Genomic DNA, 24,330 nt, shown 5'->3' with positions numbered 1-24,330 from the left:
CAGGACGCCCGTACGCCGGACCGGGCCGGGCCGGGCCGCCGCGCCTGCTCCCGAGAGGCCGGTCACGCCGGTCCGGCGCACGCCCCCATTGCGTCAGCACACACCCTCATTGCGTCAGCGCACGCCCCCATTGCGTCAGAAAGACGATTACACTGGCGGAGTGCCTCAACTTCGTCTCGCCCTCAATCAGATCGACACCTGCGTCGGCGATCTCACCCAGAACGCCGAGACGATCGTGCACTGGACCCGGCACGCCGCCGGCCAGGGCGCCCACCTCGTCGCGTTCCCCGAAATGGCGCTGACCGGCTACCCCGTCGAGGACCTCGCCCTGCGCCCGTCGTTCGTCGAGGCGAGCCGCACCGCGCTGCGGACGCTGGCCGCACGGCTGGCCGCCGAGGGCCTGGGCGAGCTCCCGGTGGTCGTCGGCTATCTCGACCGCGGCGAGCAGTCCGCGCCGCGCTACGGACGCCCCGCCGGCGCCCCCCAGAACGCCGCGGCCGTGCTCCACCACGGCGAGGTCGCCCTGTCCTTCGCCAAACACCACCTGCCCAACTACGGCGTCTTCGACGAATTCCGCTACTTCATACCCGGCGAGACCCTCCCGGTCATCCGGCTGCACGGCATCGACATCGCGCTGGCGATCTGCGAGGACCTGTGGCAGGAGGGCGGCCGGGTCCCCGCGGCCCGTTCGGCCGGCGCCGGGCTGCTGCTGTCCCTCAACGCCTCGCCGTACGAGCGCGACAAGGACGACACCCGCCTGGAGCTGGTCCGTAAGCGCGCCCAGGAGGCCGGCTGCACCACCGCGTACCTCGCGATGATCGGCGGCCAGGACGAGCTGGTCTTCGACGGCGACTCGATCGTCGTCGACAAGGACGGCGGGGTGATCGCACGGGCGCCGCAGTTCGCGGAGGGCTGCGTCCTGGTCGACCTCGACCTGCCCGCCGCGGCGCCCGAACCGCCGTCCGGCGTCCTGGACGACGGCCTGCGCGTCGACCACCGCACGCTCTCCGCCGACCCGCTGCCGCCGTACGTCCCCGAGACCCCCGGTGGCGAGGCCGAACGCCTCGGCGATCTCGAGGAGATCTACACCGCGCTCGTCGTCGGCCTGCGCGCGTACGTCGCCAAGAACGGCTTCCGCAGCGTCGCCCTGGGCCTCTCCGGCGGCATCGACTCCGCCCTGGTCGCCGCCCTCGCCTGTGACGCGCTGGGCGCCGGCCAGGTGCACGCGGTGGCGATGCCGTCGCGCTACTCCTCCGAGCACTCCCTCACCGACGCCGCCGAACTCGCCCGCCGGACCGGCCTGAACTTCCGTACGGTGCCGATCGGCCCGATGTTCGACGCGTACATGGAGTCCCTCTCGCTCACCGGTCTCGCCGAGGAGAACCTCCAGTCCCGGCTGCGCGGCACGACCCTCATGGGCATCTCCAACCAGGAGGGCCACCTGGTCCTCGCCCCCGGCAACAAGTCCGAGCTGGCCTGCGGCTACTCCACGCTCTACGGCGACTCGGCGGGCGGCTACGGCCCCATCAAGGACGTCTACAAGTCGGTCGTCTACCAGCTCGCACGCTGGCGCAACCAGGCCGCCGCCGAGCGCGACCAGACCCCGCCGATCCCGGAGAACACCCTCAGCAAGCCGCCGAGCGCCGAACTCCGCCCCGACCAGGTCGACACCGACTCCCTCCCCGACTACGACATCCTCGACCGCGTCCTGGAGCTCTATGTGGACCAGGACCGCGGCCGCGAGGAGATCATCGCCCAGGGCTTCGACGAGACCCTGGTGACCCGGGTGCTGCGCATGGTCGACCACGCGGAGTACAAGCGCCGCCAGTACCCGCCGGGCACCAAGATCTCCGCCAAGGTCTTCGGCAAGGACCGCCGCCTCCCGATCACCAACCACTGGCGCGAGGGTCGCTGACGGGCCATGGCTGACGGGGCCTTGGGGCGACGGGTCTTGGGGCGACGGGACCCTTAGGGGGAGGGTCGAACAGATCCCCTAAGGGTCGCGAGCCCCCCTTGCGGGCCCTAACGAGCGCGGGCGGGCGGGTATTCCCGTGAACGCGGCGTCTACGTGCCGCCCCCCGCGACGGCGTCCGTCTCCGCGACGGCGTCCGTCTCCGCGGCCGCACCCGTCTCCGCGGCCGCGTCAGCCTCCGGGCCGCGGGCCACGATGCGGGAGCTGTCCTCCGCGCCCCGGTCCAGGAACCCGGCGACCGCCGCGACGGCCAGGCCGAGGGCCGCCAGCGCCGCACCCACCAGGGTCGGTGACGTCCAGCCCCAGCCGGCGGCCAGGGCGAGGCCGCCGATCCAGGCACCGCCCGCGTTGGCCAGGTTGAAGGCGGACTGGTTGGAGGCGGCGGCCAGGGTGGGGGCCTGCTGGGCCTTGTTCATGACCAGCATCTGGAGCGGGGTGGTGGTCAGGAAGCCGATCGCGCCGATGAGGACAACGGTGACCAGGGCGGCCCAGGTCGTCCGGGCGGTGAAGTGGAAGGCCGTCAGCACGAGGGCCAGGGCGGCCAGCGAACCGTAGAGGGTGGGGCGCAGAGCACGGTCCGTGAGCGGACCGGCGGCCAGGGCACCCAGCGTCATGCCGATGCCGAAGAGCGCGAGGACCAGCGGCACCGAACCCTCCGCCAGGCCGGTGACCTCGGTCATCATCGACGCCAGGTAGCTGTAGACGGCGAAGATACCGGCGAAGCCGAAGACGGTGGTGAGCAGGCCGAGCAGCACCTGTCCGTTGGCGAGGGCGCGCAGCTCGCGGCCCAGGCCGGTGCGTTCGTCGGCCTTCAGCGGCGGGATCAGCCGCGCCAGCGACGCCATCGCGACCAGCCCGATGCCGGCCACGACGAGGAAGGTGGCACGCCAGCCGAGCTGCTGGCCCAGCAGGGTCGCGGCGGGCACGCCGATGATGTTGGCGACGGTCAGGCCGAGGAACATCGTGGCCACCGCGCGGGCCTGCCGGCCCTCGCGGGCCATCTGGGCGGCGACCACCGCGCCGACCCCGAAGAACGCCCCGTGCGGCAGGCCGGCCAGCAGCCGGCCGGCGATCAGCGAACCGAATCCGGGGGCGAGGGCGGAGGCGAGATTGCCGACCGTGAAGACCGCCATGAGCAGGACGAGCATGCGCTTGCGGGGGATGCGGGAGCCCAGGGCGGTCAGGAGCGGGGCGCCGATGACGACGCCGAGGGCGTAGGCGGAGACGAGGTAGCCGGCGGTGGGCACGCTGGTGCCCAGATCATCCGCGACATTGGGCAGCAGGCCCATCATCACGAATTCCGTGGTGCCGATACCGAAGGCCGAGATCGCGAGCGCGAGCAGAGCCAAGGGCATGGAAGACCTGGTCCTTTCCGGACGTTCCGTACGAGGGGGGGGTGCGGGGGTTCAGAGACGCGCTACAAGACTGCGCTAAGTTCTGCTACGGAACAAAGTCTCGCAGGCTCAGTATTCCCTCGGCACTCCCTCGCCGGAACGGGACGTGACGAGTGCGCGTCGATCGTCACCGCCGGACGCCGCCCGTCACCGCCGGAGGAACTCGGTCGTCACCGCCGGAACTCATTCGTCACCGCCGGAGCTCAGTCTCACCGCCGGACCCCGGCGGCCAGATCTCGCGATCAGAGCTTGACGGAGGCCGCGACGGGCCGGTGGTCGCTGCCGGTCGGCTGCAGCACCCAGGCCTTCACCGGCTCCACGCCCTTCACCATGATGTGGTCGATCCGGGCCATCGGGAACGACGCCGGCCAGCTGAAGCCGAAGCCGTCGCCCGCCGCACCCTGGGCGGAGCGCATCTGGGAGGTCACCGGTGCGAGCGAGCGGTCGTTCATGGTGCCGTTGAGGTCACCGAGCAGGAAGACCTTCTTGGCCGGGTCGGCGGCGATGGTCTCGCCCAGCGCCTTGGCGCTCGCGTCCCGCTGATTGGCGGTGAAGCCCGCGTCGAGCTTGACCCGTACCGACGGCAGGTGCGCGACATAGACCGCGAACGGCTGACCGTGGTAGGTGACGACGGCGCGCATCGCCCGGGTCCAGCCCAGCTTGATGTCCACCGGCTGCGGGTCGGACATCGGGTGCTTGCTCCACAGGCCGACGGTGCCCTGGACCGTGTGGTACGGGTACGCCTTCGCCAGCCCGTCGCGGTACTTGGGCAGTGCGGCGGAGGTCAGTTCCTCCAGGGCGACCACGTCGGCTCCGGAGGCCACGATGTCCCGGGAGGTGCCTGCCGGGTCGGGGTTGTCGGCGTCGACGTTGTGCGAGATGACGGTGAGGTTGCCGCCGGCCCCCGCCTTGTCGGTGATCTGCCCGGCGAAGAGGCTGACCCAGGCGAAGACCGGAAGGACGAGAGCGATCAGCGCGGTGGCGGAGCGGCGCAGCACCGCGGCGATCAGCAGCAGCGGGAGGCACAGCCCGAACCACGGCAGGAACGTCTCCAGCAGACTGCCGAGGTTTCCCACGTCGTTGGGGATCCGGCTGTGCAGCAGCATCACGATCCCGAGGAGCACGGCGAGCACCGCGAGCACGATGCCGCGCCGCCACGTCCCTTCCGGACGCCACCAGTTCCGCAGGCGCTCGGCCCGGGAACCGGCCCGCTCGGGCTCCTGCCCCTGTCCCGGCTCCGTCATATGTGCCTGCGCCATGTAGCTGTCCTCACTGCCTTGCTCCGGTGCGCCTCGCCTTTGATCCACTGACCCTAGGCGATGGCCGTAATGCACTTTCTTAGATCCTTGTGCGATCTTCGTGCGCTCTCGGATGTGAGGACGGGGCGGCGGCGGGTCGGGGTTCCGTCCGGAGGGTTCATGACGGCCTCTGTGACAGAACGGGCATGCTCCCGTCATATGAGCAGGGGCCAGGGGGGCCAGGGGGGCGTAAGAGCAGGGGCCGGGGGGCCAGGGGCGTAAGGGCAGGGGCCAGGGGCGTACGCCGGGGTCGGTGTGGCCACCCCGCAGCGGCCCGCGGCCGGGGCGCGACGCCGAGGACGCCGCCGACCTGCCGGAAGACGTCGTTGAGCGCTGATCCGGAGCGTCGCGAAGTGCCTCGCCCTTGGCCTCGCGTTTTGTCCTCCCGCCTTCCCCTTTTCCCTTCCCCTTTTCCTTTCCGTACGGGCCGTGCCAGCATGGTGGGAAGTCCGGGGACACCGTCAGGGTGCCTCGAGATGACGAACAGGAGCCGTCCCATGACGCAGCTTTCGCCTGCCCGGAAATCGGTCCCCACGTCTCTGTACGGGGGCACGAGCTCGCGCCGGATCACCGTCCGCGACATCGCGGCGGCCAAGGAGCGCGGCGAGAAGTGGCCGATGCTCACCGCGTACGACGCCATGACCGCCTCCGTCTTCGACGAGGCCGGAATCCCCGTTCTGCTCGTCGGTGACTCGATGGGCAACTGTCACCTCGGCTACGAATCCACCGTGCCCGTCACCCTGGACGAGATGACGATCTTGTCCGCGGCGGTCGTCCGGGGCACCAAGCGCGCCCTGGTCGTCGGCGACCTGCCGTTCGGGACGTACCAGGAGGGAGCGGTCCAGGCGCTGCGCAGCGCCACCCGGCTGGTGAAGGACGCCGGGGTCGGTGCCGTCAAGCTGGAGGGCGGGGAGCGCTCCGCCGACCAGGTGGAACTGCTGGTCTCGTCCGGCATCCCGGTGATGGCGCACGTCGGGCTCACCCCCCAGTCGGTCAACGCCTTCGGCGGCTACCCCGTCCAGGGCCGTGGCGAGGAGGCCGCCCAGCAGCTGCTGCGGGACGCCAAGGCGGTGCAGGACGCGGGGGCGTTCGCGGTGGTCCTGGAGGCCGTACCGGCCGAACTGGCCGCCGAGGTCACCCGTTCTCTGCACATCCCGACCGTCGGCATCGGCGCGGGCCTGGAGTGCGACGCCCAGGTCCTGGTGTGGACCGACATGGCCGGGATGACCGCGGGCCGGGTACCGAAGTTCGTCAAGCAGTATCTGGAGCTGCGGGAGCTGCTCGGCGGTGCCGCCAAGGCGTTCGCCGACGACGTCGTCGCGGGAACGTTCCCGGCCGAGGAGCACACCTTCCACTGACGGGCTGCCCAGCCAACGGGCTGCTCACCTAACGGGCTGCTCAGCCTCGGTACGGCGGTCGGAACATCGCGTTCCGGCCGCCGTTCGCGTAGTGCTGTCAGCTGGCTGCCGGCCGGCTGTCGGTCGGCTGTCGGTGCGTTGTCAGTGGCGGCTGCCACTGTGGGGGGCATGACGCGACAGACGATATCCACCAGGGGCGGCAACGCCGTCGAGGTGCGCGGTCTGGTCAAGCACTTCGGCGACGTCAAGGCCGTCGACGGAGTGGACCTGGACGTGAAGGAAGGCACCGTGCTCGGCGTGCTGGGCCCCAATGGCGCCGGCAAGACGACGCTCGTACGCTGCCTGTCCACCCTCCTGGTGCCGGACGCCGGCCGGGCCGTCGTGGCCGGCTATGACGTGGTGCGCCAGCCTCGCGCACTGCGCCGCACGATCGGCCTCACCGGGCAGTACGCCTCGGTCGACGAGAAGCTCTCCGGCTGGGAGAACCTCTACATGATCGGGCGGCTGCTCGACCTCTCCCGCAAGGACGCCCGCCATCGCGCGGACGAGATGCTGGAGCGGTTCTCGCTGACCGACGCCGCCAAGCGGCCGGCGGCCAAGTACTCCGGCGGTATGCGCCGCCGGCTGGACCTCGCCGCCTCGATGATCGGCCGCCCGGCCGTCCTCTACCTGGACGAGCCGACCACGGGCCTGGACCCCCGCACCCGTAACGAGGTCTGGGAGGAGGTCCAGCGGATGGTGCGCGAGGGCGCGACCGTCCTGCTGACGACCCAGTACATGGAGGAGGCCGAGCAGCTGGCGAACGAGCTGACGGTCATCGACCGCGGCCGGGTGATCGCCGAGGGCCGGGTCGATGAGCTGAAGGCGAAGGTCGGCGGGCGGACGCTGCAGATCCGGCCGTCGGACCCGGGCGAGCTGGACCGGATGGCCGGCGCTGTCACACAGGCCGGGCTGGACGGCATCGGTGGCGCCACCGCTGACCACGACGGGGGTGTGGTCAACGTGCCGATCGTCAGCGACGAGCAGCTGACGGCGGTGGTCGGGATGCTCGGCCGGCAGGGGTTCGCGCTCGCCGGGATATCCACCCATCTGCCCAGCCTGGACGAGGTGTTCCTGGCCATCACGGGCCAGAAGACCTCCGAGGCCACCGAGACCGAACGGGCCGACGAGGCCGAGGAACAGCAGTACGCGGAGGTGTCGGCATGAGCGCGGCGACGATAACGGCGGCGCCGGTGAAGCCCGGTGCGGACGAGGGGCGGATCGGGGTCCGCGGCAACCTGCGGCACATCGGCGCGCTGGTGCGCCGTAACGCCCTGCAGATCAAGCAGGACCCGGAGTCGATGTTCGACGTCCTGCTGATGCCGGTCATCTTCATCCTGCTGTTCGTCTACGTCTTCGGCGGCGCGATCGCCGGCAAGGGACAGCAGGACGAGTACGTCCAGTACCTGGTGCCCGGCATGATGGCGATGATGGGCATGAACATCGCCATGGCGGTGGGCACCGGCGTCAACGAGGACTTCCGCAAGGGCGTGATGGACCGCTTCCGGACGATGCCGATCGCCCGGTCCTCGGTTCTGATAGCCAAGATCGTCGTCGAGCTCGGCCGGATGCTGATCGCCACCGCGATCCTGCTGGGCATGGGCTTCCTGCTCGGCCTGGAAATACGCGGCTCCCTCCTGGAGTTCCTCGGCGCGATCGTGCTGTCCACGGCCTTCGGTGCCGCACTGATGTGGATATTCATCCTGCTGGGCCTCTCCGTGAAGACCCCACAGGCGGTACAGGGCATGGCGATGCTGGTGCTGATGCCGCTGCAGTTCGGCTCGTCGATCTTCGCACCGACGTCGTCGATGCCCGGCTGGCTGGAGGGCTTCACCAAGGTCAACCCGCTCTCCAACCTGGCGGACGCGGCCCGGGCGCTGATGAACGGCCAGGGTGCGGTGGCACATCCGGCACTGGTCACACTCGGCTGGGCGGTCGCCATCACGGCGGTCACCATGCCGCTCGCGGTGGCGAAGTTCCGCAAGAAGACGTGACGAGAGACCTGACGGACCCGCATGCATCAGATACATCGGATGCATCAGATACATCGGATTCGTTGGATGCGTCAGATACGTCGGATGCTTCGGATGAAGGCGTCAGATGAGGGCGGTGGCCTCTTCGAGGGAGAGGCTGCCGCCGTCGGCGTACGCGCGGGCGTAGTCCGCGTCGCTCAGCAGCGCCCGCACCGCCGCCTCCGTACGGGCCCGGTCGTGGCGGAGGATCAGCGGCGGGACATGGCCAGTGGCCCGCAGGGCGTCGTACGCGCCCACCAGGCGCGCCGCGTCCCCGGCCGCCGAGTCGCCGCGTACGGCGATCAACGCCCGGGCTCCGGTGAGGAGTTGGGTCACCGGAACGTCCGGGGCGACCATCCGGGTCAGCGCGTCCTGCATCAGCGCCATGCCCGCCCGGAACCGCGTCATCAGCCCTTCGTCGCCATGCCCGTCGTCCAGATCGAGCGAGACCAGCGCCATCTCCAGGATCCCGGAGAACAGATCCGGGGCGCGCGGGGCGAACACTTCCCGCACCGCGTGCAGTTGCGCACGGGCCTCGTCCCGCCGGCCGGTCAGCGTCAGCCGCATGGCGAGGCTCAGCCGGGCGAACGGCTCGGTGTCCCGGCCGCTGTTGGCCTTGGCGGCGGCCTCGGCCAGCACCTCCCGCAGCATCCGCTCGCCGGCCTCCCCCTGGCCGTCCTCGATCAGTACGGAGCCCAGCCGGCAGCGCAGCAGCAGGGTCTGGGCGTGCGCGCCCAGCCGCTCGGCGTGGACCATCGCCGCCCGGTAGTCCTCGGCCGCGCGCTCGTACGCTCCGCGCTTCTCATGGCTCTCGGCTCGCCCCGACAGCGCCTCGGCCGCGCCCCAGGCGTCACCGACCCGCAGGAATATCCGCAGCGCCTCGTCGGCGTCGCGAGCGGCCCGGGGCAGCTCCCCGGGATGGTCGTTGAAGATCTTGGAGCGGAGTTGCAGGACGAAGGCGAGCTCCCAGTCGTAGCCGTAGTGGCGGCAGGCCCGTACCGCGCTGTCGATCATCTCCGTCAGGCTGTCGACCTGCCCGGTGAGGAGCACCGCGTAGAACCACATCACCCCGGGTACCTTGCAGGTCTGCGGCATGCCCGGGCGGTACGCGGCGAGGACCCCGGCCATCTCCTCCCGCATCTCGGGCGAGCTCAGCGCCGCGATCTCACTGTCCATGCTGGACAGCGAGACCAGACGGACCTCGCGACGGGCCTCGACCAGTTGCTCGGCGGACATCGGCGGCGGTTTGTCGATGGGCCGCTCATGCAGGTCGGGGGCGGGTTCGACCGGTTTCAGGTAGGGGTTGGGGCCGAGCGCGGCGACCGCGACGGCCCAGTGACGGGCGTCGCCCCGGTGGTCGCGCAGCGACCAGAACCACTGGAGGGACAGCACCAGGCAGAGCGCCTCGTGCTCGTCGCCGGCGGCGACGGCGCGGCGCAGCGCGGTGCGCAGATTGTCATGCTCCAGCTCCAGCCGTTCCATACCGGCGCCCTGACCGGGGCCGCGCAGCAACGGGTCGGTGGTCCGGGCGAGTTCGCGGTAGGCGACGAGATGGCGGCGCTCGGTGGCGGCCCGCTCCCCGGCCTCGTCGAGCCGCTCCCCCGCGTACTCCCCCACTGTCTCCAGCAGCCGGTAGCGCATCTGGCGGTCCTGTGCGGGTGCCGCCACCACCAGCGACTTGTCGATCAGCGAGCCGAGCAGTCCGGCCACCTCGTACGGCGCGACGCCGTCGCCCGCGCAGACCTCCTCGGCGGCGGCCAGGTCGCAGCCCCCGGCGAAGACGGACAGCCGGCGCAGCACCGCCCGCTCGGGCTCGTCGGTGAGGTCCCAGGACCAGTCGACCACCGCGCGCAGGGTCTGCTGCCGGGGCAGTACGGTGCGGCTGCCGCTGGTCAGCAGCCGGAAGCGGTCGTCGAGCCGGTCGGCGAGCTGACGCGGCGTCAGCATCCGGAGCCGGGCGGCGGCGAGTTCGACGGCCAGCGGCAGCCCGTCCAGCCGACGGCAGATCTCGGCGCAGGCCGCCGTGGTCTCCTCATCGGTGTCGACCCGGAAGCCGGGGCGGGCGGCGGCCCCGCGGTCCGCGAGCAGCCGCAGCGCGACCGGGTCGGGCAGCGGTCCGACCGGCCGCAGCACCTCGCCCGGGACGGCCAGCGGCTCCCGGCTGGTGGCCAGCACCGTCACTCCGGGGCAGTCCGCGAGCAGCCGCTCGGCGAGCTCGGCGGCGGCGCCGATCACATGCTCGCAGTTGTCCAGGAGCAGCAGCATCCGGCGGCCCGCGCAGTGCTCGGCGAGCCGGGCGAGCGGGTCCAGCGCGGTCGGGTCGGTGGCGGCCCGCAGCCCTTCGGCGGTGGTGCCGCGGACCACGGTCTCGCGGGCGCCGAGCGCGGTGAGGACCGCCTCGGGCACGGTCTGCGGATCGTCGACCGGCGCCAGCTCGGCCAGCCAGACGCCGTGCGGCCAGGCGTCCGGAAGTGCCGCGGCGGCCCGCTCGGCACCCTCCTGGGACAGCCGGGTCTTACCGGCGCCACCGGGCCCGAGCAGCGTCACCAGCCGGTGCTCGGCCAGATCGGACCGTATCGCCGCGAGATCGGCGTCCCGGCCGACGAAGGAGGTGAGCCGGGCGCGCAGATTGCCGGTGCGGGCCCAGGTGGGCGGCGGGGGGCCGGCGGCGGCGCCCGGGGCGGCGTCCGGGGAACCGCCGGGTTCCGTGTCCGGGGTCAGGGCGTCCGGTGCCGGGGCCGGCACAGGCACCGGCACCGGTCCCAGCAGCTCGGCGTGCAGGGCGCGCAGCTCCGGGCCGGGGTCGGCGCCGATGCGCTCGGCGAGGCCGGTGCGTATCTCCTCGTAGGCGGCCAGCGCCTCCGCCGTACGGCCCGCGGCGCGCAGCGCGCGCAGCCGCAGGGCCTGCAGCGGCTCGTCGAGGGGGTGGTCCTGGCACAGCGCGCGGAGGGCGGGCAGCGCCCGCTCGGCGCGGCCCAGGGCGAGGTCGGCGGCGAGGCGGAGTCGCTGGGCGTCCAGACGGCGGCTCTCGGCGCGGGCCGCCTCCACCCCGGCGTCCGGGAGGTCGGCGAGAGCCGGACCGCGCCACAGCGCCAGCGCCTCGTCGAGCAGCTCGGCGGCGCGGGCCGGGTCCGCCTCGTCGAGCGCCCGCCCGCCGTCCGAGGTGAGCCGTTCGAAGCGGTGCAGATCGACGGCGTCCGGTTCGGCACACAGCCGGTACCCCCCGTCGACCGAGGCGACGGCGGAGTGCCCCAGGGCCCGGCGCAGCCGGCTGATCAGCGCCTGCAGCGCTCCCGCGGCGTCCGCGGGCGGGTCCATGCCCCACACCTCGGCGATCAGCACGTCCGGGGAGAGTGCGCGCCCAGGGCGCAGCGCGAGGGCGGCGAGCAGGGTACGCAGGCGCGCGCCACCGAGGGCGACGGGGGTGCCGTCGGCCCGGCCGGCCTGGGTGGTGCCGAGAATTCCGTAGCGCACCGACCTATTGTCGTCCAGGCCCCGAGTCGTTTCGCCACCGAGTTTCGCCACTGAGCTTCGCCACCAGGTTTCGCCACCGGGTCCGCCGCATGGTCCGCCACCGGGCTCCGGCTCCGCGGAGGGCGCCGTTCCACTGCCGCCTCCGCGGGTGGGCCCTCCGTCCCACTGCCGCGTCCCGGGCGGGCGTCGCCGGTGACCGGCCCCGTTCCCGGTGGCCCCGTGCTCCGGTTACGGTCGTGGCTGCCCATCACGAGACCCGGGAGCCCGCACCATGACCACAGCAATCCAGCGCGCCGACCGCCGTACCAGTCCGGTGTTCCTCGCGCTCGTCGCCGTCCTGGTGGTGTCGGGGTGGGCCGTGTGGAGCGGCACGATCGCCGCGAACCCCGGCTTCGCGGTCTTCCTCTTCGTCGTCTCCGGCTGGGTGGTCTCCCTCTGCCTGCACGAGTACGCACACGCCCGCACCGCTCTGCACAGCGGCGACATCTCCGTGGCGGCCAAGGGCTACCTCACCCTGAACCCGCTGAAGTACACCCACGCCCTGCTCAGCATCGTGCTGCCGGTGCTCTTCGTGATCATGGGCGGGATCGGGCTGCCGGGCGGCGCGGTGTTCATCGAGCGCGGCCGGATCCAGGGCCGCTGGCGGCACAGCCTGATCTCGGCGGCCGGACCGCTGACGAACGTCCTGTTCGCGGCGGTCTGCACGGCCCCCTTCTGGCTGCATGCGCTGGACGGCGTGCCCGCCGCCTTCCGCTTCGCTCTCGCCTTCCTCGCCCTGCTCCAGGTGACCGCCGCGATCCTGAACTTCCTGCCGGTCCCGGGCTTGGACGGCTACGGCGTGCTCGAGCCCTGGCTGTCGCCGAAGCTGCGGCAGCAGGTGGCGCCGTTCGCACCGTTCGGCCTGCTGGCGGTCTTCGGACTGCTGTGGGTCCCCGAGGTCAACCGGGTCTTCTTCGACTTCGTCGACACCGTCCTGGGCGGCCTCGGCGTCTCCCCCGTCGACACCTACTTCGGCCAGCAGCTCTTCCGCTTCTGGGCGGGTGAACCGCAGCTTCCGCAGATCAGCGGCCTGCTCTGAGCCGCCGCCGCGACACCGCGGAGATCCGCCAGACCGCGGAGATCCGCCAGAAGCGCCTCAGGCCCCCTGCTGGGCCCCCTGCGCCCGCCGCTCCAGCCGGGCCTTCCGTACGTAGAACCACGCCATGTTGCTGGAGATACCGGCCAGCAGAACCCACACGATCCCGATGAAGCTGCCCTCGACGAAGGAGAGGACGGCTGCCGCAACGGCGAGCACGCAGACAGCGATGGCCATGAGAGCGAGGCGGGGCATGGGGGTCGGCTCCTCGGTGAGGGATCGGGCAATTGCTCCCAGTGTCCCCCATGCACTCTCCGCGGCGCCCGGCAGCCTTCCGCCGCGCGGGAACGGCGCCCGGCGGTCCGCCGCGCGCGGGAGAAGCGCGGCGGAAACGCGGGGCGGCGAGCAAGCCGAGCGCCGCGACCGGCCCTGCACGTCACACGTCGGTGACCCGCAGCCCCGCATGCGCCTTGTACCGCCGGTTGACCGAGATCAGGTTGGCGACCAGCGACTCGACCTGGTGGGCGTTGCGCAGCCGGCCGGCGAAGACGCCGCGCATCCCGGGGATGCGGGCGGCCAGCGCCTGCACCAGGTCGGTGTCGGCGCGCGACTCGCCCAGCACCATCACATCGGTGTCGATCCGCTCGACCTCCGCGTCCTGCAGGAGCACCGCCGACAGGTGATGGAAGGCAGCCGTGACCCGCGACTCCGGCAGCAGTCCGGCCGCCTGCTCCGCCGCGCTGCCCTCCGCCGGCTTGAGCGCGTACGCACCCTTCTTGTCGAAGCCGAGCGGATTGACGCAGTCGATGACGAGCTTCCCGGCCAGCGGCTCCCGCAGCGCCTCCAGGGTCTTGGCGTGCCCCTCCCACGGCACGGCGATGATCACCACATCGCTGCGCCGTGCGCACTCCGCGTTCTCGGCGCCCTCGATGCCCAGGCCGAGCTCATCGGCGGCGGTCCGGGCGCGCTCGGCGGCCCGGGAGCCGATGATCACCTTCTGCCCGGCCTTGGCGAGCCGGTAGGCGAGGCCGCGGCCCTGGTCGCCGGTGCCGCCGAGGACCCCGACCACCAGGCCGGAGACGTCCGGGAGGTCCCAGGGATCGCGGGGCGCCGGCTCCGTGGCGGCCGGGGCGGTGGGGGTCGTGGCGGTGGGGGTCGTGGCGGGCGTGACACCGTCAGGAGTAGTAGTCATGACAGTGATCCTCTGACATCCTCCCGGGCCTGAAGACCCGGGGGTCCTTCCACCCGCGAGTGCGGGTCCGGGCGGGTTCCTTCTGTCACCCTCCGTACGGGTGACGCCAGTTGAACCGGCAACCAGGCAGCGCCGCCCTGCGGCAGGATGCCCGCCATGGATGCCGTACGGGTCGCGCTGCTGCGTGAAGTCCTCGCCGGAACCGAGTGGATCCAGGACACCCGCCGGTTCGCCGGGTCGCTGCGGGCCGCCGTCGGATCGCACGGCGGCGGACTGCTGCTCGTCGGCAGCGCCACGTACGAGCCCTGGCATCTGGCCGCCCACCTGGACGACGAGGCCGCCTGGTCGGGCCTGCCGGAGCTGTCACCGACCCTGGTACGGCACCGCGTCCCCGGTGGCGCGCCCACCCATCTGGGCGTCGGGCTGGGCCGCCTGGCAGCGGCCGGGCGGGGCGAGACGCTGCTGGTCGTCGCACCGGGGCAGCCGGGGGCCGGGCTGCTGGAACGGGTGCACGACGCCCGCCGCAACGGCGCGACGGTACTCGCCCTGGACAGCGGCGACCGCGATCTGCACGCCCTGGCCCATGACGCGCTCACCGCGCTCCCGGCTCCGCCCGGGGGCGCGGGCGGGACGTCCCATGATCTGGACAATGACAACAGTGACCTGGACCATGACCTGAGCCCTGAGGTGGGCCATGAGCTGGACCTCGACACGGTCCAGCATCTGGTGAGCGCGGCCGCCGGCGAGAACAACCTGCCCGCGCCCCGCCGGAACCGCCGGTTCCTCGACCGGCTGGCCCGCCTCGCCGACGAGCTGATTGCGGGGCCGCCGCCCTACTGGTAGCCGCGCTCGGCCGGCTTCCCACGTTGCCGGCCGTCCCGCCGTGGTGGTTTCTCGCCGTTGGGCCCGGCGGCCGACCGTTGTTCTTCGGCTTCCTCGGCGTTTCGCCTGCGGCGGGCCGTTGCCGCTGCGCGGGGCTGTACGTCACGGGTCCGGCCCTCCGGACTTCGTCCTGCGGTCCGGCCCCTCCCGTGGAGGGGTGGGAAGAGATCGGTGGGGGCTGAGGTAAGTGACCGTCCGCGAGCGGCGGAGTGCTCACTGCTCCCCCTCCCGGTCGCCCTTCCCCCTGTCGTGCCACTTCGGGTCCGTCTCCCACTCCAGATTCCGCTCCTGCGCGGTCTCCATGGCGTGTGCGGCCTCCTCGCGGGTGCCGTACGGGCCGAAGCGGTCGGCGGCGCGGCACTCGGGGCCCTCTTCCACCCTCTGGTGCTTGAGGCAGTAGAACCACTCGCCCGGCTTTCCGACCGTCCGCCGCTTGAACAGCGCCATTGCCGCCTCCTGTGGGTGTGCTGTGCCACCATCCTGCCCGACGGCCCGCGGATACACTCGCTGGCATGTCTGGCCAGTCGCTTCTTGTCCCGGGGAAGATCTCCCCCACCCGCCCCGTCCCCGCCTCGATCCCGCGCCCCGAGTACGTCGGGAAGGACGCGCCCACGCCCTACACGGGGCCCGAGGTGCAGGACACCGAAACGATCGAGCGGATGCGGATCGCCGGCCGGATCGCCGCCCAGGCGATGGCGGAGGCCGCCAAGCTGATCGAGCCCGGCGTGACCACCGATGAACTGGACCGGGTCGCCCATGAGTTCATGTGCGACCACGGCGCCTACCCGTCCACGCTCGGCTACCGCGGCTTCCCCAAGTCCCTGTGCTCCTCGCTCAACGAGGTCATCTGCCACGGCATCCCGGACTCGACCGTCCTCGGAGACGGCGACATCGTGAACCTGGACGTCACCGCGTACATCCACGGTGTGCACGGCGACAACAACGCCACGTACCTGTGCGGCGAGGTGGACGACGAGTCCAGGCTGCTGGTGGAGCGGACGCGGGAGGCGCTCAACCGCGCGATCAAGGCGGTCAAGCCGGGCCGCCAGATCAACATCATCGGCCGGGTCATCGAGTCGTACGCCAAGCGCTTCGGCTACGGCGTGGTCCGCGACTTCACCGGTCACGGCATCAACTCGTCCTTCCACTCCGGCCTGATCGTTCCGCACTACGACAGCCCGCACCACACCACCGACATCAAGCCCGGCATGACCTTCACCATCGAGCCGATGCTGACGCTGGGCACGTACGAGTACGACATGTGGGACGACGGCTGGACCGTGGTGACCAAGGACCGCAAGCGGACCGCGCAGTTCGAGCACACCCTGGTGGTGACGGAGACCGGGGCGGAGATCCTCACCCTGCCCTGACCTGCGGCGGAGCATCCCGCCCCGACCGGCGGTGGAGTCTCCTGGCCCGACCCGGGACGGACCGGGGCAGGACGTGCCACCGCCGGTCCGTGGACAAGTTTTTACCGACATCGCGTCGGGAAACCCGTAGGCTGGTTACCGACAGGACGTCGGAAACAGGGTTGACTCAGGTGAACCTAAGTAGTTAGGTAAGCCTAAGTAGTCGAGTGAGCCCGGGCAAGCAGGCCCGGGTTCGCGCGGCTCAGCGGAGTCCCCCTGTTCCCGTCTTTCCTCGGTCCCCGGAGGTCCGCCTTGGCAGCGTCCAGCCCGTCCAGCCCGACTCCGTCCGGCCTGCCCGGCCCCGCCGGGTCCGGGACGCCCTTCTCGACGATGATCCGTACGGCGTCCCATGAGGCGCACACCGAGGCCGAGAACTCGTCCTTCATGAGCGACCTGCTCGGCGGCAGGCTCGGCGTCACGGCCTACCGGCGCTACACCGAACAGCTGTGGTTCGTCTACCGCGCACTGGAGAGCTCCGCCGAGGCGCTCTCGGAGGACCCGGTCGCGGGCCCCTTCATCCGCCCGGAGCTGACCCGCACCGCCGAGCTGGAGCGCGACCTGGCGCACCTCGGGGGACCGTCCTGGAGCGACGGGCTGCGCCCCCTCCCGTCCACCGCCGCGTACGCCGACCGCGTCACGGCCTGCGCCCGCGACTGGCCGGCCGGCTATGTCGCCCACCACTACACCCGCTACCTCGGCGACCTCTCCGGCGGCCAGATCATCCGCGGCACCGCCGAGAAGACCTGGGGCTTCGCCCGCAAGGGCGACGGCGTCCGCTTCTACGTCTTCGAGGAGATCGCCAACCCCGCCGCCTTCAAGCGCGAGTACCGGTCACTGCTGGACGCGCTGCCGGTGGACGACCTGGAGAAGCAGCGGGTGGTCGACGAGTGCAAGCGCGCGTTCCGGCTGAACAGCGCGGTGTTCCGGGAGTTGGCCGAGCAGTTCCCGCTGAGCGCCTAGGGCACGCTCAGCTTGTCGTTTATCTGACGAGGTCGAAACGTTCCTCGAACTGGGTCGCGTCTGTTGCCAGAGTGCCTCACTGCGGTCGGCTCAGCGGTAGGAGCCAGCGATCCGTCGGGTGGTGACGTTGATGCGGTTCCATGCGTTGGCTGAGGCGATGGCCATCACCAAGGCCGCCAGACTCGACTCGTCGAAGTGCTTGGCGGCCTGATCCCAGATCTCATCGGGAACGCCGTCGGGGTTGTCTGCGATGCGGGTGGCCGCCTCGGTCAGTGCCAGCGCCGCTCGTTCCTGTTCGGTGAAGTACGGGGCCTCGCGCCAGGCCGCCACGCCCACAGCCGCTCGTTGCTTTCGCCTGCCTCATGGGCCCGGTGCGAATGCAGATCCACGCAGGTTCCGCATCCGTTGATCTGGCCGGTCCGCAGTCTGACGAGTTCCAGGATGTGCTGGGGGACGCCGCTGCCCTGCAAGAACTGTTCCATCGCGGCTATCGCCTGGTAGCCGCCACCTGCGAGGCGGTACACATTGGCCATCCTTGCCTGCATCATTTTCTCCCCATTCATGACAGTAGATAGCTGGAATTTGGTAGTGACTTGCCCTGCCTCGCGTCCTCGGTCGCCTCTGCGGGGCTCAGCCGACGTGAGGCCCGATGAGGTTGTCGCGGCGGGGTGGCTGCCAGCTGAGGATCGGGGTGAGCGCGTTGAGCATGGCCGAGCTGGGAGGTAGGCGGAGCATCAGGTCGCGCAAGGCGGCGGCGGGTGCCGAGTGCCATTGCGCAACGATGCCGATTCGGTGGGAGCGGCGGGCGATCATCTGAGTGCGGGGGCGCCGGTGCCGGTCGTAGGTGGCCAGCGCGGACTCCACGTCTGGATATGCGTCCAGGAGCACGGCCAGCGTGACCGCGTCCTCCAACGCCTGGTTGGCTCCCTGGCCCAGGTTCGGGGTCATGGCGTGTGCGGCGTCGCCGAGCAGCGCGGCGCGTCCGGTGACGAAACTGGCCAGCGGCGGCAACGCATAGATGTCGTGGCGCATCACCGCTTCCTCGTCGGCGGCCGTCAGCAATTGGGGAATCGGGTCATGCCAGCGTCCGAAGCGTCGACGCATCTCGGCGAGTTCGTTGCCGGGGCTGCGCTGTCCTTCGGGGGCGTTGGCGACGCAGAAGAGGTAGGTGCGGCCGTCCGTGAGCGGAGCGATCCCCACCCGCTCGCCGCGTCCCCAGCTCTCGCCTCCGGCTGACAGCCGCCGGCCTGTGTCGACGACGAGACGCCATGCGGTGTACCCGGCGTACCGCGGCGCCGGGGCCTGCGGCCACAGCGAGCGCCGCACGGTGGAGTCGATCCCGTCGGCGGCCACCAGCAGATCGGCCTGCGAGACGCCCTTGCCGTGCTCGACCTCGACCCGTCGGCCCCGGACACTGATCCTGGTGACCGTGGCGTCCGCGCACAGCGCTCCCGCCGGAAGGGCCGTGCGCAGGATGTCGAACAGCTGAGCACGGTGAATCATCACCATGGGGCCGAACCGCCTGGCCAGTTCCTGGGTGTCGGTCCGCGACAACCAACGACCGGACGTGTTCCGGATGCCCGCCTGGGTCTCCACCAGGGCCTGTTCGCGAACCTGGTCGCCCACACCCATGGCGTCCAGCGCGCGCAGTCCGTTGAGCCACAGTGACAGCCCCGCTCCCACCTCGCCGAAGGTGGCGGCGCGCTCCAGCACCTTCACCTGCCAGCCGCTCCGCGTCAGCGCGACGCCGGCGGCCAGACCGCCGATTCCGCCGCCGACGACGATCGCGGAGCGTTCCCCGGCGCCGCCGGCACGTCCTGCCTTGCCCATCAGCACTCCTCTACATCTGTAGTGGACACTAGACTCTACACTTGTAGAGGAAGAGGTCTAGATGAAGAGGAAACCAGTGACCCACACCACGCTCCGACGGCAACGGCTGGCCGACGCGGCGATCAGCACCCTGGCCCGTTCCGGCATGCGCGGACTCACCCACCGTGCGGTCGACCAGACCGCCGAAGTCCCGACGGGCTCATGCTCGTACTACTTCCGCACGCGCCGAGAACTCCTACAGGCCACCGTCGAGCGTCTGGCCGAACTGGACATCGCCGAGATCGACGAGCGCCCCGCCCTCACCGGGCCCGCGAGCATCGCCCAGATCGCCGAGGCCACTGCGGGCCTCGTCCAGCACTGGACCACCGCTGGACGCGAACGCATGCTCGCCCGCTACGAGCTGGCCCTGGAAGCACCCCGCCGCCCCGAGCTTTATGCCGCCCTACACACCGCGGGCAGTCGCCACCGAGCCGTGGCCGAGAACATGCTCGCCACCGCGGGAGCAGCTGCCCCCGCGGCACACGTCAACGCGTTCGTGGCCTTCCTGGACGGCATACTCTTCAACCAGCTGACCGCGGCAGCCCCACATCGGCTCACCCCCGAGCAGCTGCGCCGAACCCTCCTCAGCCTGATCCACACCTGCGCGGACCGCACCATCCCTGGCCCTTGAGCTTGTCGCTTATCTGACGAGATCGAAACGTTCCTCGTACTGGGTCGCTCACCTGGGCATTGGCCGGACGCACGAGTGGCCTCGACCTGATCATGTGCTCCGGCCAAGGACACACCTGACCAGACCGAGGCCGTGGAGACGAGTGTGCTGCAGCAGGGGGACCGGCAGGAGGCGTTCACGCCGACCGACGCCGCCGCGCGTCTACGACCCCCAGGGCGGTCGACCACCCAAGCACGGCGGGGAGTTCGTCTTCGGCCGGCCCGACACCTGGGGCGCCGAACAGGCTGTGACGGTCACCGACACACGGCTCTACGGGAAGGCGACTGCGCAGGCGTGGGACCGGCTGCATCCGCGGCTGACCCGCCGGGCGGCTTGGAGCAGCCACGAAGAGCCGCTGCCCGTCATTGAGGGCTCCGTCATCCGCCTCACCGTCGAGACACTGCCCTCCGGCGGGGTCAACAAGCCGGTCTGGCTGTGGTGGTCGGGCACCGGCGCCACCGCGGCGGACGTCGACCGGTGCTGGCAGTCGTTCCTGCGGAGATTCGACGTTGAGCACACATTTCGCCTGTTCAAGCAGGCCCTGGGCTGGACGAAACCGAGGCTCCGCAGCCCCGAGGCCGCCGACCGCTGGACATGGCTGGTGATCGCCGCTCACACCCAGCTCCGGCTCGGCCGGCCGCTCGCCGTCGATCTTCGGCGGCCGTGGGAGAAGAAGACCGAGCCGAACAGGCTCACCCCAGCCCGAGTCCGCCGGGGGTTCCGGAACCTCCACGCGAAGACGTTGTCTCCCGCGCGTGCACCACAACCTGCCCGAGCCGGCCCCGGACGCCCTCCCGGCTCGAAGAACCGCCGCACAGCGGCGCGTCACGACGTGGGCCGTGTCCTCGCGACGGGCGAGGCATACACACGCCCCGCACACCATAAGAAGGGCACCAAACCCCGCCGAACTAGATAAACGACAAGCTCAGGGCCTGTGCCGGAAGGGGCTGCCAGAGGGACGCCCCCTGGGAGCCCCTGTGCGGGGCTACGGAGTATCCCGGCGGACCCGTCCGCCGACCGCGACGGTGCCGTCCGGGTACGTGCGGGTGAGGATCTGCGAGCCGGCGCCCTGGCGGATGTCCAGGGCGCGGCCGAGTTCATGGGTGAGCAGCAGGGCGGCCGCGCCGGTGGCCTCGTCCTCGACGATGGAGTCCTGGCGGCGCGGGAAGGCCCGGGCGCGCACCACGCCCGCGGGCTCGTCCTGCCAGGCCCAGGCGTAGAGCCAGCCCTCGCCCGGCGGCGGTGCGGGCAGGGCGTCGACCTCGGCCGCCGAGGCGTGGCGTTCGGTCCTGCGGGCGGTCACCCACTCCGCGCGGCCGCGCACCCAGGCGAGGTCCCCCTCGAAGCGGACTTCGACCTCGCCGGCCGGCGGGCGCAGGATGTGCGGCGGCCGGCCCAGACTCCGTAGCAGCCAGGCCAGGCCGACCAGCGGGTGCCCGGCGAAGGGGAGTTGGACGCTCGGGGTACGGATGTCGACGGTGCCGCGCGCGGCGTCGTCGAGGAATACGGTCTCGCTGAAGCCGAGTTGGGCGGCGAGGGCCGCCCGTTCGGTGGCGTCCGGGATCGCCGCCCCGTCGCGTACCACGCCCAGCTTGTTACCGCCGGCCCCGTCCGGCCCGCAGAACACCCGGAGTACATCGATGTCGGTCATCTCGATATTGAACAGCAGGGGCGGGCGGGGCGGTTGAGGGGAGGGGGACCGACCCCAGTGGGTGACTCCCCAGTGGGGGACTCCCCAGAGGGGGACTCCCCAGAGGGGGACTCCCCAGAGGGGGACTCCCCAGGGCGAGCAGTCGGGCCAGTCCACGTCGCAGTTCCGCGCAGCGCACGCGGATACGGAGCCGGAACCGGTCGCGGAGTCGGTCGCGGAGCCGGAATCGGTCGCGCGGGGAGTCGTGGACCGCGGCCGGTCTGAACGGCGGCATGAAGCACCCCTTCCGGACTGGTTACTTAGGTTAGCCTAACCTAAGTAACCAGTCGGAGGGGGGTGGCGCACGCCGGGGGCTTGCGACCCCGCGCCGGGCACCCGCCCCGGAATTCCCCGTTACCCGGACAGGCTCGATTCTTGACCGGGCCGTTATCCATGAGAGCGGAATCACTGGACAGGCGGGTCGGATTTCGGTAAGCCTCAGATAAGTTAGGGCGGCCTTAGTAGCGCCCTCGTACGGCGATACCCGTTCCCTCCCGAGCCCGCTTGGAGACCCGTATGCGAGCCTTCCGCTCCTCCGCCGTCGCTGCCGTCGCCGCAGCCGCGGCCGTCACCGCCGTCGCCGGCTGCGCCGCGAAGAGCGACGGCAAAGGCGGCGGCAAGGGCGCGATCGAGGTGACCGCGACGGACTCCGCCTGTGACCTCTCGGCCAAGGAGTTCCCCGCCGGGCACGTCCGGTTCGCGGTGCACAACAAGGGGGCCAAGGTCACCGAGGTGTACCTCTACGCGCCCGGCGACCGGATCGTGACCGAGCGGGAGAACATCGGGCCCGGGACGGCCGCGGAGATCACCGCGGAGGTCAAGGCCGGTTCGTACGAAATCGCCTGCAAGCCGGGTATGAAGGGCGACGGCATCCGGCAGAAGGTGACGGTCACCGGGAAGGGCGCCCCCGCCAAGCGGGACCCCCAGCTGGACGCCGCGGTCGCCGCGTACCGCGCGTACGTCCAGGAGCAGGCGGACCGGACGATCCCGGAGGTGCAGAAGTTCGTCGACGCGGTCAAGGCCGGTGACCTGGAGGCCGCGAAGCAGAGCTATGCGCTCTCCCGGGTCGGCTGGGAGCGCACCGAGCCGGTCGCCGAGTCCTTCGGCGATATCGACCCCAAGGTCGATGTGCGGGAGGACGGCCTGGAGAAGGGCCAGGAGTGGACCGGCTGGCACAAGCTGGAGAAGTCCCTGTGGGAGGCGGAGAAGATCTCCGGGGACGACAAGAAGCTCGCCGACCGGCTCATGGCGGACCTCAAGGACTGGCAGAAGCGGGTCGGTACCGCCGTGCTCACCCCGACGAGCATGGCCAACGGCGCCAAGGAACTGCTCGACGAGGTGGCCACCGGCAAGGTCACCGGTGAGGAAGAGCGCTACAGCCACACGGACCTGATCGACTTCCAGAGCAATGTCGAGGGCGCCGAGAAGGCCTACGAGCTCCTGAAGCCGGTCGCCGCCAAGAACGCGCCGGCCCTGGTGAAGGAGCTGGACAAGCAGTTCAAGGCGATCCGCGCGCGGCTGGACAAGCACCGCGACAGCGCGTCCGCGGACGGCTTCGCCTCGTACGACACGGTCGGCAAGGACGAGCGCAAGGAACTCTCCGACGGTGTCAACGCGCTGGCCGAGCCGCTGTCCAAGCTGGCCGCCGCCGTGGCCACCGTTTCGAAGTAGTCCACGCCGACGGACAGGGGGTCACCCATGACGCATGAGGATGGCAGAACCATCGCCGAGGGCACGGCCGACGACGGCGAGCCGGGACTTCCGGCACAGGCCCTGGCGCCCTCCCGGCGTTCGCTGCTCGGCTGGGGCGGCGCCGGGCTGGCGCTCGGCGCGGTCGCGGCCGGCGGCACCGCGGCGGCGCTGCGCACCGGCGGCGACGCCCGGCCGGCCGCCGCGGACGCCACCGCGGGTGCCGCGGTCGCCTTCCACGGCCGGCACCAGGCGGGTATCGCCAGCGCCGTCCAGGACCGGTTGCACTTCGCCGCGTTCGACGTCACCACCGACGACCGCGACGAGCTGATAGCGCTGCTCAAGGAGTGGACGAAGGCGGCGGCGCGGATGACCGCCGGCGACGCGATCGGCGCCGGAGCGGCCGGCGGGCTGGCCGAGGCGCCGCCGGACGACACCGGCGAGGCGCTCGGCCTGCCGCCGTCCCGGCTCACCCTCACCTTCGGCATCGGCCCGACGCTGTTCGAGAAGGACGGCAAGGACCGGTTCGGGATCAGGGAGCGGCGGCCCGAGGCGCTGATCGATCTGCCGCCGTTCCCCGGCGACAACCTCGACCGGGCGCGCAGCGGCGGCGATCTGTGTGTGCAGGCGTGCGCGGACGATCCGCAGATCGCGGTGCACGCGATCCGCAATCTCGCCCGGATCGGGTTCGGCAAGATCGCGATCCGCTGGTCGCAGCTCGGCTTCGGCAAGACCTCCTCGACCACACCGGACGCGCAGACGCCGCGCAACATGATGGGCTTCAAGGACGGCACCCGGAACATCGCGGGCACCGACACCGCCGGCCTGGATGACCATGTGTGGGTGAGCGAGCGGGACAAGCCCGCTTGGATGGCCGGGGGTTCGTACCTCGTCGCGCGCCGTATCCGTATGCATATCGAGACCTGGGACCGCACCTCGCTCAAGGAGCAGGAGGACATCTTCGGCCGCGACAAGGGCGAGGGTGCGCCGGTCGGCAAGAAGAACGAGCGGGACGAGCCGCATCTGAAGTCGATGCTGCCGACCGCGCACGTACGCCTCGCGCACCCGGACTCCAACAACGGGATCCGCATTCTGCGGCGCGGCTACTCCTTCACCGACGGCACGGACGGGCTGGGGCGGCTGGACGCGGGGCTGTTCTTCCTCGCCTACCAGCGGGACGTCCGGAACGGCTTCGTACCGCTGCAGCAGAACCTGGCGCGGCACGACGGTCTCAACGAGTACATCCAGCACGTCGGTTCGGCCGTGTTCGCGGTGCCGCCGGGCGTCCGGGACGCGGACGACTGGTGGGGCCGGGGGCTGTTCACATGACGCCGCCCAGCGGCAAGC

General features: G+C 71.3%; 21 protein-coding genes and 1 pseudogene. 12 read left to right on the top strand and 10 right to left on the bottom strand.

What is annotated here, in order from left to right:
• The first annotated feature begins 160 nt into the window (after positions 1–160).
• Positions 161–1,915: an NAD+ synthase gene (locus tag ACFY12_RS21750; RefSeq protein ID WP_390717495.1), complete on the top strand. Its 1,755-nt coding sequence runs from the start codon at positions 161–163 to the stop codon at positions 1,913–1,915.
• Positions 1,916–2,064: 149 nt separating this feature from the next.
• Here ACFY12_RS21750 and ACFY12_RS21745 read toward each other — a convergent pair whose 3' ends face one another.
• Entirely contained in the window at positions 2,065–3,327 is a 1,263-nt protein-coding gene (locus ACFY12_RS21745) for an MFS transporter (RefSeq protein WP_390717494.1), read from the bottom strand.
• A gap of 281 nt (positions 3,328–3,608) precedes the next feature.
• The gene (locus ACFY12_RS21740; protein WP_390717849.1) at positions 3,609–4,610 is read right to left on the bottom strand and encodes an endonuclease/exonuclease/phosphatase family protein; all 1,002 of its coding nucleotides are present in this window, start codon (positions 4,608–4,610) and stop codon (positions 3,609–3,611) included.
• Between the two features lie 551 nt (positions 4,611–5,161).
• Between ACFY12_RS21740 and panB the strand changes: the two genes are divergently transcribed.
• From panB to ACFY12_RS21725, 3 genes are all read left to right on the top strand, one after another.
• Positions 5,162–6,022 (top strand): 3-methyl-2-oxobutanoate hydroxymethyltransferase, encoded by an 861-nt coding sequence (panB, locus tag ACFY12_RS21735; protein ID WP_390717493.1) that lies wholly within the window; start codon positions 5,162–5,164, stop codon positions 6,020–6,022.
• 168 nt (positions 6,023–6,190) lie between these two features.
• Entirely contained in the window at positions 6,191–7,228 is a 1,038-nt protein-coding gene (locus ACFY12_RS21730) for an ATP-binding cassette domain-containing protein (protein ID WP_390717492.1), read from the top strand.
• Positions 7,225–8,055, top strand: coding sequence for an ABC transporter permease (locus ACFY12_RS21725; RefSeq protein ID WP_390717491.1), 831 nt, complete (start codon positions 7,225–7,227; stop codon positions 8,053–8,055). The genes ACFY12_RS21730 and ACFY12_RS21725 overlap by 4 nt, the downstream gene beginning before the upstream one ends.
• Before the next feature lie 102 nt (positions 8,056–8,157).
• Here ACFY12_RS21725 and ACFY12_RS21720 read toward each other — a convergent pair whose 3' ends face one another.
• The gene (locus ACFY12_RS21720) at positions 8,158–11,547 is read right to left on the bottom strand and encodes a BTAD domain-containing putative transcriptional regulator (RefSeq protein ID WP_390717490.1); all 3,390 of its coding nucleotides are present in this window, start codon (positions 11,545–11,547) and stop codon (positions 8,158–8,160) included.
• A gap of 271 nt (positions 11,548–11,818) precedes the next feature.
• On the opposite strand from ACFY12_RS21720, the gene ACFY12_RS21715 reads away from it, so the two are divergent.
• On the top strand, positions 11,819–12,625 hold the full coding sequence (locus tag ACFY12_RS21715) for a site-2 protease family protein (RefSeq protein ID WP_390717489.1): 807 nt from the start codon (positions 11,819–11,821) through the stop codon (positions 12,623–12,625).
• Between the two features lie 57 nt (positions 12,626–12,682).
• Here ACFY12_RS21715 and ACFY12_RS21710 read toward each other — a convergent pair whose 3' ends face one another.
• Positions 12,683–12,877, bottom strand: a complete 195-nt coding sequence (locus ACFY12_RS21710) for a hypothetical protein (protein WP_390717488.1) — start codon at positions 12,875–12,877, stop codon at positions 12,683–12,685.
• 181 nt (positions 12,878–13,058) lie between these two features.
• Positions 13,059–13,814: an NADPH-dependent F420 reductase gene (npdG, locus tag ACFY12_RS21705; protein WP_390717487.1), complete on the bottom strand. Its 756-nt coding sequence runs from the start codon at positions 13,812–13,814 to the stop codon at positions 13,059–13,061.
• A 156-nt stretch (positions 13,815–13,970) separates the two neighbouring features.
• Between npdG and ACFY12_RS21700 the strand changes: the two genes are divergently transcribed.
• Positions 13,971–14,657, top strand: a complete 687-nt coding sequence (locus ACFY12_RS21700; protein ID WP_390717486.1) for a hypothetical protein — start codon at positions 13,971–13,973, stop codon at positions 14,655–14,657.
• A 252-nt stretch (positions 14,658–14,909) separates the two neighbouring features.
• Here the strand turns inward: ACFY12_RS21700 and ACFY12_RS21695 are convergent, their stop codons facing one another.
• A complete protein-coding gene (locus tag ACFY12_RS21695) occupies positions 14,910–15,143 on the bottom strand; it encodes a hypothetical protein (protein WP_390717485.1) in 234 nt (77 codons plus the stop codon).
• Positions 15,144–15,208: 65 nt separating this feature from the next.
• On the opposite strand from ACFY12_RS21695, the gene map reads away from it, so the two are divergent.
• The gene (gene map / locus ACFY12_RS21690; RefSeq protein ID WP_390717484.1) at positions 15,209–16,066 is read left to right on the top strand and encodes a type I methionyl aminopeptidase; all 858 of its coding nucleotides are present in this window, start codon (positions 15,209–15,211) and stop codon (positions 16,064–16,066) included.
• Positions 16,067–16,435: 369 nt separating this feature from the next.
• Positions 16,436–17,065 (top strand): heme oxygenase (biliverdin-producing), encoded by a 630-nt coding sequence (locus ACFY12_RS21685; RefSeq protein WP_390717848.1) that lies wholly within the window; start codon positions 16,436–16,438, stop codon positions 17,063–17,065.
• 90 nt (positions 17,066–17,155) lie between these two features.
• On the opposite strand, the gene ACFY12_RS21680 is transcribed toward ACFY12_RS21685, so the two are convergent.
• The 3 genes from ACFY12_RS21680 to ACFY12_RS21670 form a co-directional block, all read right to left on the bottom strand.
• A complete protein-coding gene (locus ACFY12_RS21680; protein ID WP_390717875.1) occupies positions 17,156–17,401 on the bottom strand; it encodes a carboxymuconolactone decarboxylase family protein in 246 nt (81 codons plus the stop codon).
• On the bottom strand, positions 17,335–17,547 hold the full coding sequence (locus ACFY12_RS21675; RefSeq protein WP_390717847.1) for a carboxymuconolactone decarboxylase family protein: 213 nt from the start codon (positions 17,545–17,547) through the stop codon (positions 17,335–17,337). The genes ACFY12_RS21680 and ACFY12_RS21675 overlap by 67 nt, the downstream gene beginning before the upstream one ends.
• Positions 17,548–17,695: 148 nt before the next feature.
• The gene (locus tag ACFY12_RS21670) at positions 17,696–18,895 is read right to left on the bottom strand and encodes an FAD-dependent monooxygenase (RefSeq protein WP_390717483.1); all 1,200 of its coding nucleotides are present in this window, start codon (positions 18,893–18,895) and stop codon (positions 17,696–17,698) included.
• 61 nt (positions 18,896–18,956) lie between these two features.
• Between ACFY12_RS21670 and ACFY12_RS21665 the strand changes: the two genes are divergently transcribed.
• Both ACFY12_RS21665 and ACFY12_RS21660 read left to right on the top strand, forming a co-directional pair.
• Positions 18,957–19,565, top strand: a complete 609-nt coding sequence (locus ACFY12_RS21665) for a TetR/AcrR family transcriptional regulator (RefSeq protein ID WP_390717482.1) — start codon at positions 18,957–18,959, stop codon at positions 19,563–19,565.
• A gap of 169 nt (positions 19,566–19,734) precedes the next feature.
• Positions 19,735–20,520, top strand: a pseudogene (locus ACFY12_RS21660) (transposase); the annotation flags it as partial.
• A gap of 69 nt (positions 20,521–20,589) precedes the next feature.
• On the opposite strand, the gene ACFY12_RS21655 reads toward ACFY12_RS21660, so the two are convergent.
• Positions 20,590–21,255 carry a PhzF family phenazine biosynthesis protein gene (locus tag ACFY12_RS21655; RefSeq protein WP_390717481.1) on the bottom strand — a complete coding sequence of 222 codons (666 nt, stop codon included), beginning with the start codon at positions 21,253–21,255 and terminating at the stop codon, positions 20,590–20,592.
• A 555-nt stretch (positions 21,256–21,810) separates the two neighbouring features.
• On the opposite strand from ACFY12_RS21655, the gene efeO reads away from it, so the two are divergent.
• Together efeO and efeB are read left to right on the top strand one after the other, a co-directional pair.
• On the top strand, positions 21,811–22,965 hold the full coding sequence (gene efeO, locus ACFY12_RS21650) for an iron uptake system protein EfeO (RefSeq protein WP_390717480.1): 1,155 nt from the start codon (positions 21,811–21,813) through the stop codon (positions 22,963–22,965).
• 27 nt (positions 22,966–22,992) lie between these two features.
• Positions 22,993–24,312, top strand: a complete 1,320-nt coding sequence (gene efeB / locus ACFY12_RS21645; RefSeq protein ID WP_390717479.1) for an iron uptake transporter deferrochelatase/peroxidase subunit — start codon at positions 22,993–22,995, stop codon at positions 24,310–24,312.
• Positions 24,313–24,330: the final 18 nt, after the last annotated feature.

The sequence above is a fragment of the Streptomyces sp. NPDC001339 genome (assembly GCF_042895955.1).
Taxonomy (GTDB): Bacteria; Actinomycetota; Actinomycetes; order Streptomycetales; family Streptomycetaceae; genus Streptomyces.
Note: the sequence above shows the minus strand (reverse complement) of the source record. Positions and strands in the feature narration are given on the sequence as shown.

Bases quoted from the DNA above. Each gene is read 5' to 3' on its own strand.
- ACFY12_RS21665 (WP_390717482.1), top strand. From the start codon at position 18,957: ATGAAGAGGAAACCAGTGACCCACACCACGCTCCGACGGCAACGGCTG.
- efeO (WP_390717480.1), top strand. From the start codon at position 21,811: ATGCGAGCCTTCCGCTCCTCCGCCGTCGCTGCCGTCGCCGCAGCCGCG.
- ACFY12_RS21710 (WP_390717488.1), bottom strand. From the start codon at position 12,877: ATGCCCCGCCTCGCTCTCATGGCCATCGCTGTCTGCGTGCTCGCCGTT.
- ACFY12_RS21685 (WP_390717848.1), top strand. From the start codon at position 16,436: ATGATCCGTACGGCGTCCCATGAGGCGCACACCGAGGCCGAGAACTCG.
- ACFY12_RS21670 (WP_390717483.1), bottom strand. From the start codon at position 18,895: ATGGGCAAGGCAGGACGTGCCGGCGGCGCCGGGGAACGCTCCGCGATC.
- map (WP_390717484.1), top strand. From the start codon at position 15,209: ATGTCTGGCCAGTCGCTTCTTGTCCCGGGGAAGATCTCCCCCACCCGC.
- ACFY12_RS21700 (WP_390717486.1), top strand. From the start codon at position 13,971: ATGGATGCCGTACGGGTCGCGCTGCTGCGTGAAGTCCTCGCCGGAACC.
- ACFY12_RS21715 (WP_390717489.1), top strand. From the start codon at position 11,819: ATGACCACAGCAATCCAGCGCGCCGACCGCCGTACCAGTCCGGTGTTC.
- ACFY12_RS21730 (WP_390717492.1), top strand. From the start codon at position 6,191: ATGACGCGACAGACGATATCCACCAGGGGCGGCAACGCCGTCGAGGTG.
- efeB (WP_390717479.1), top strand. From the start codon at position 22,993: ATGACGCATGAGGATGGCAGAACCATCGCCGAGGGCACGGCCGACGAC.
- ACFY12_RS21740 (WP_390717849.1), bottom strand. From the start codon at position 4,610: ATGACGGAGCCGGGACAGGGGCAGGAGCCCGAGCGGGCCGGTTCCCGG.
- npdG (WP_390717487.1), bottom strand. From the start codon at position 13,814: ATGACTACTACTCCTGACGGTGTCACGCCCGCCACGACCCCCACCGCC.
- ACFY12_RS21655 (WP_390717481.1), bottom strand. From the start codon at position 21,255: ATGACCGACATCGATGTACTCCGGGTGTTCTGCGGGCCGGACGGGGCC.
- ACFY12_RS21675 (WP_390717847.1), bottom strand. From the start codon at position 17,547: ATGGAACAGTTCTTGCAGGGCAGCGGCGTCCCCCAGCACATCCTGGAA.
- ACFY12_RS21695 (WP_390717485.1), bottom strand. From the start codon at position 15,143: ATGGCGCTGTTCAAGCGGCGGACGGTCGGAAAGCCGGGCGAGTGGTTC.
- panB (WP_390717493.1), top strand. From the start codon at position 5,162: ATGACGCAGCTTTCGCCTGCCCGGAAATCGGTCCCCACGTCTCTGTAC.
- ACFY12_RS21745 (WP_390717494.1), bottom strand. From the start codon at position 3,327: ATGCCCTTGGCTCTGCTCGCGCTCGCGATCTCGGCCTTCGGTATCGGC.
- ACFY12_RS21725 (WP_390717491.1), top strand. From the start codon at position 7,225: ATGAGCGCGGCGACGATAACGGCGGCGCCGGTGAAGCCCGGTGCGGAC.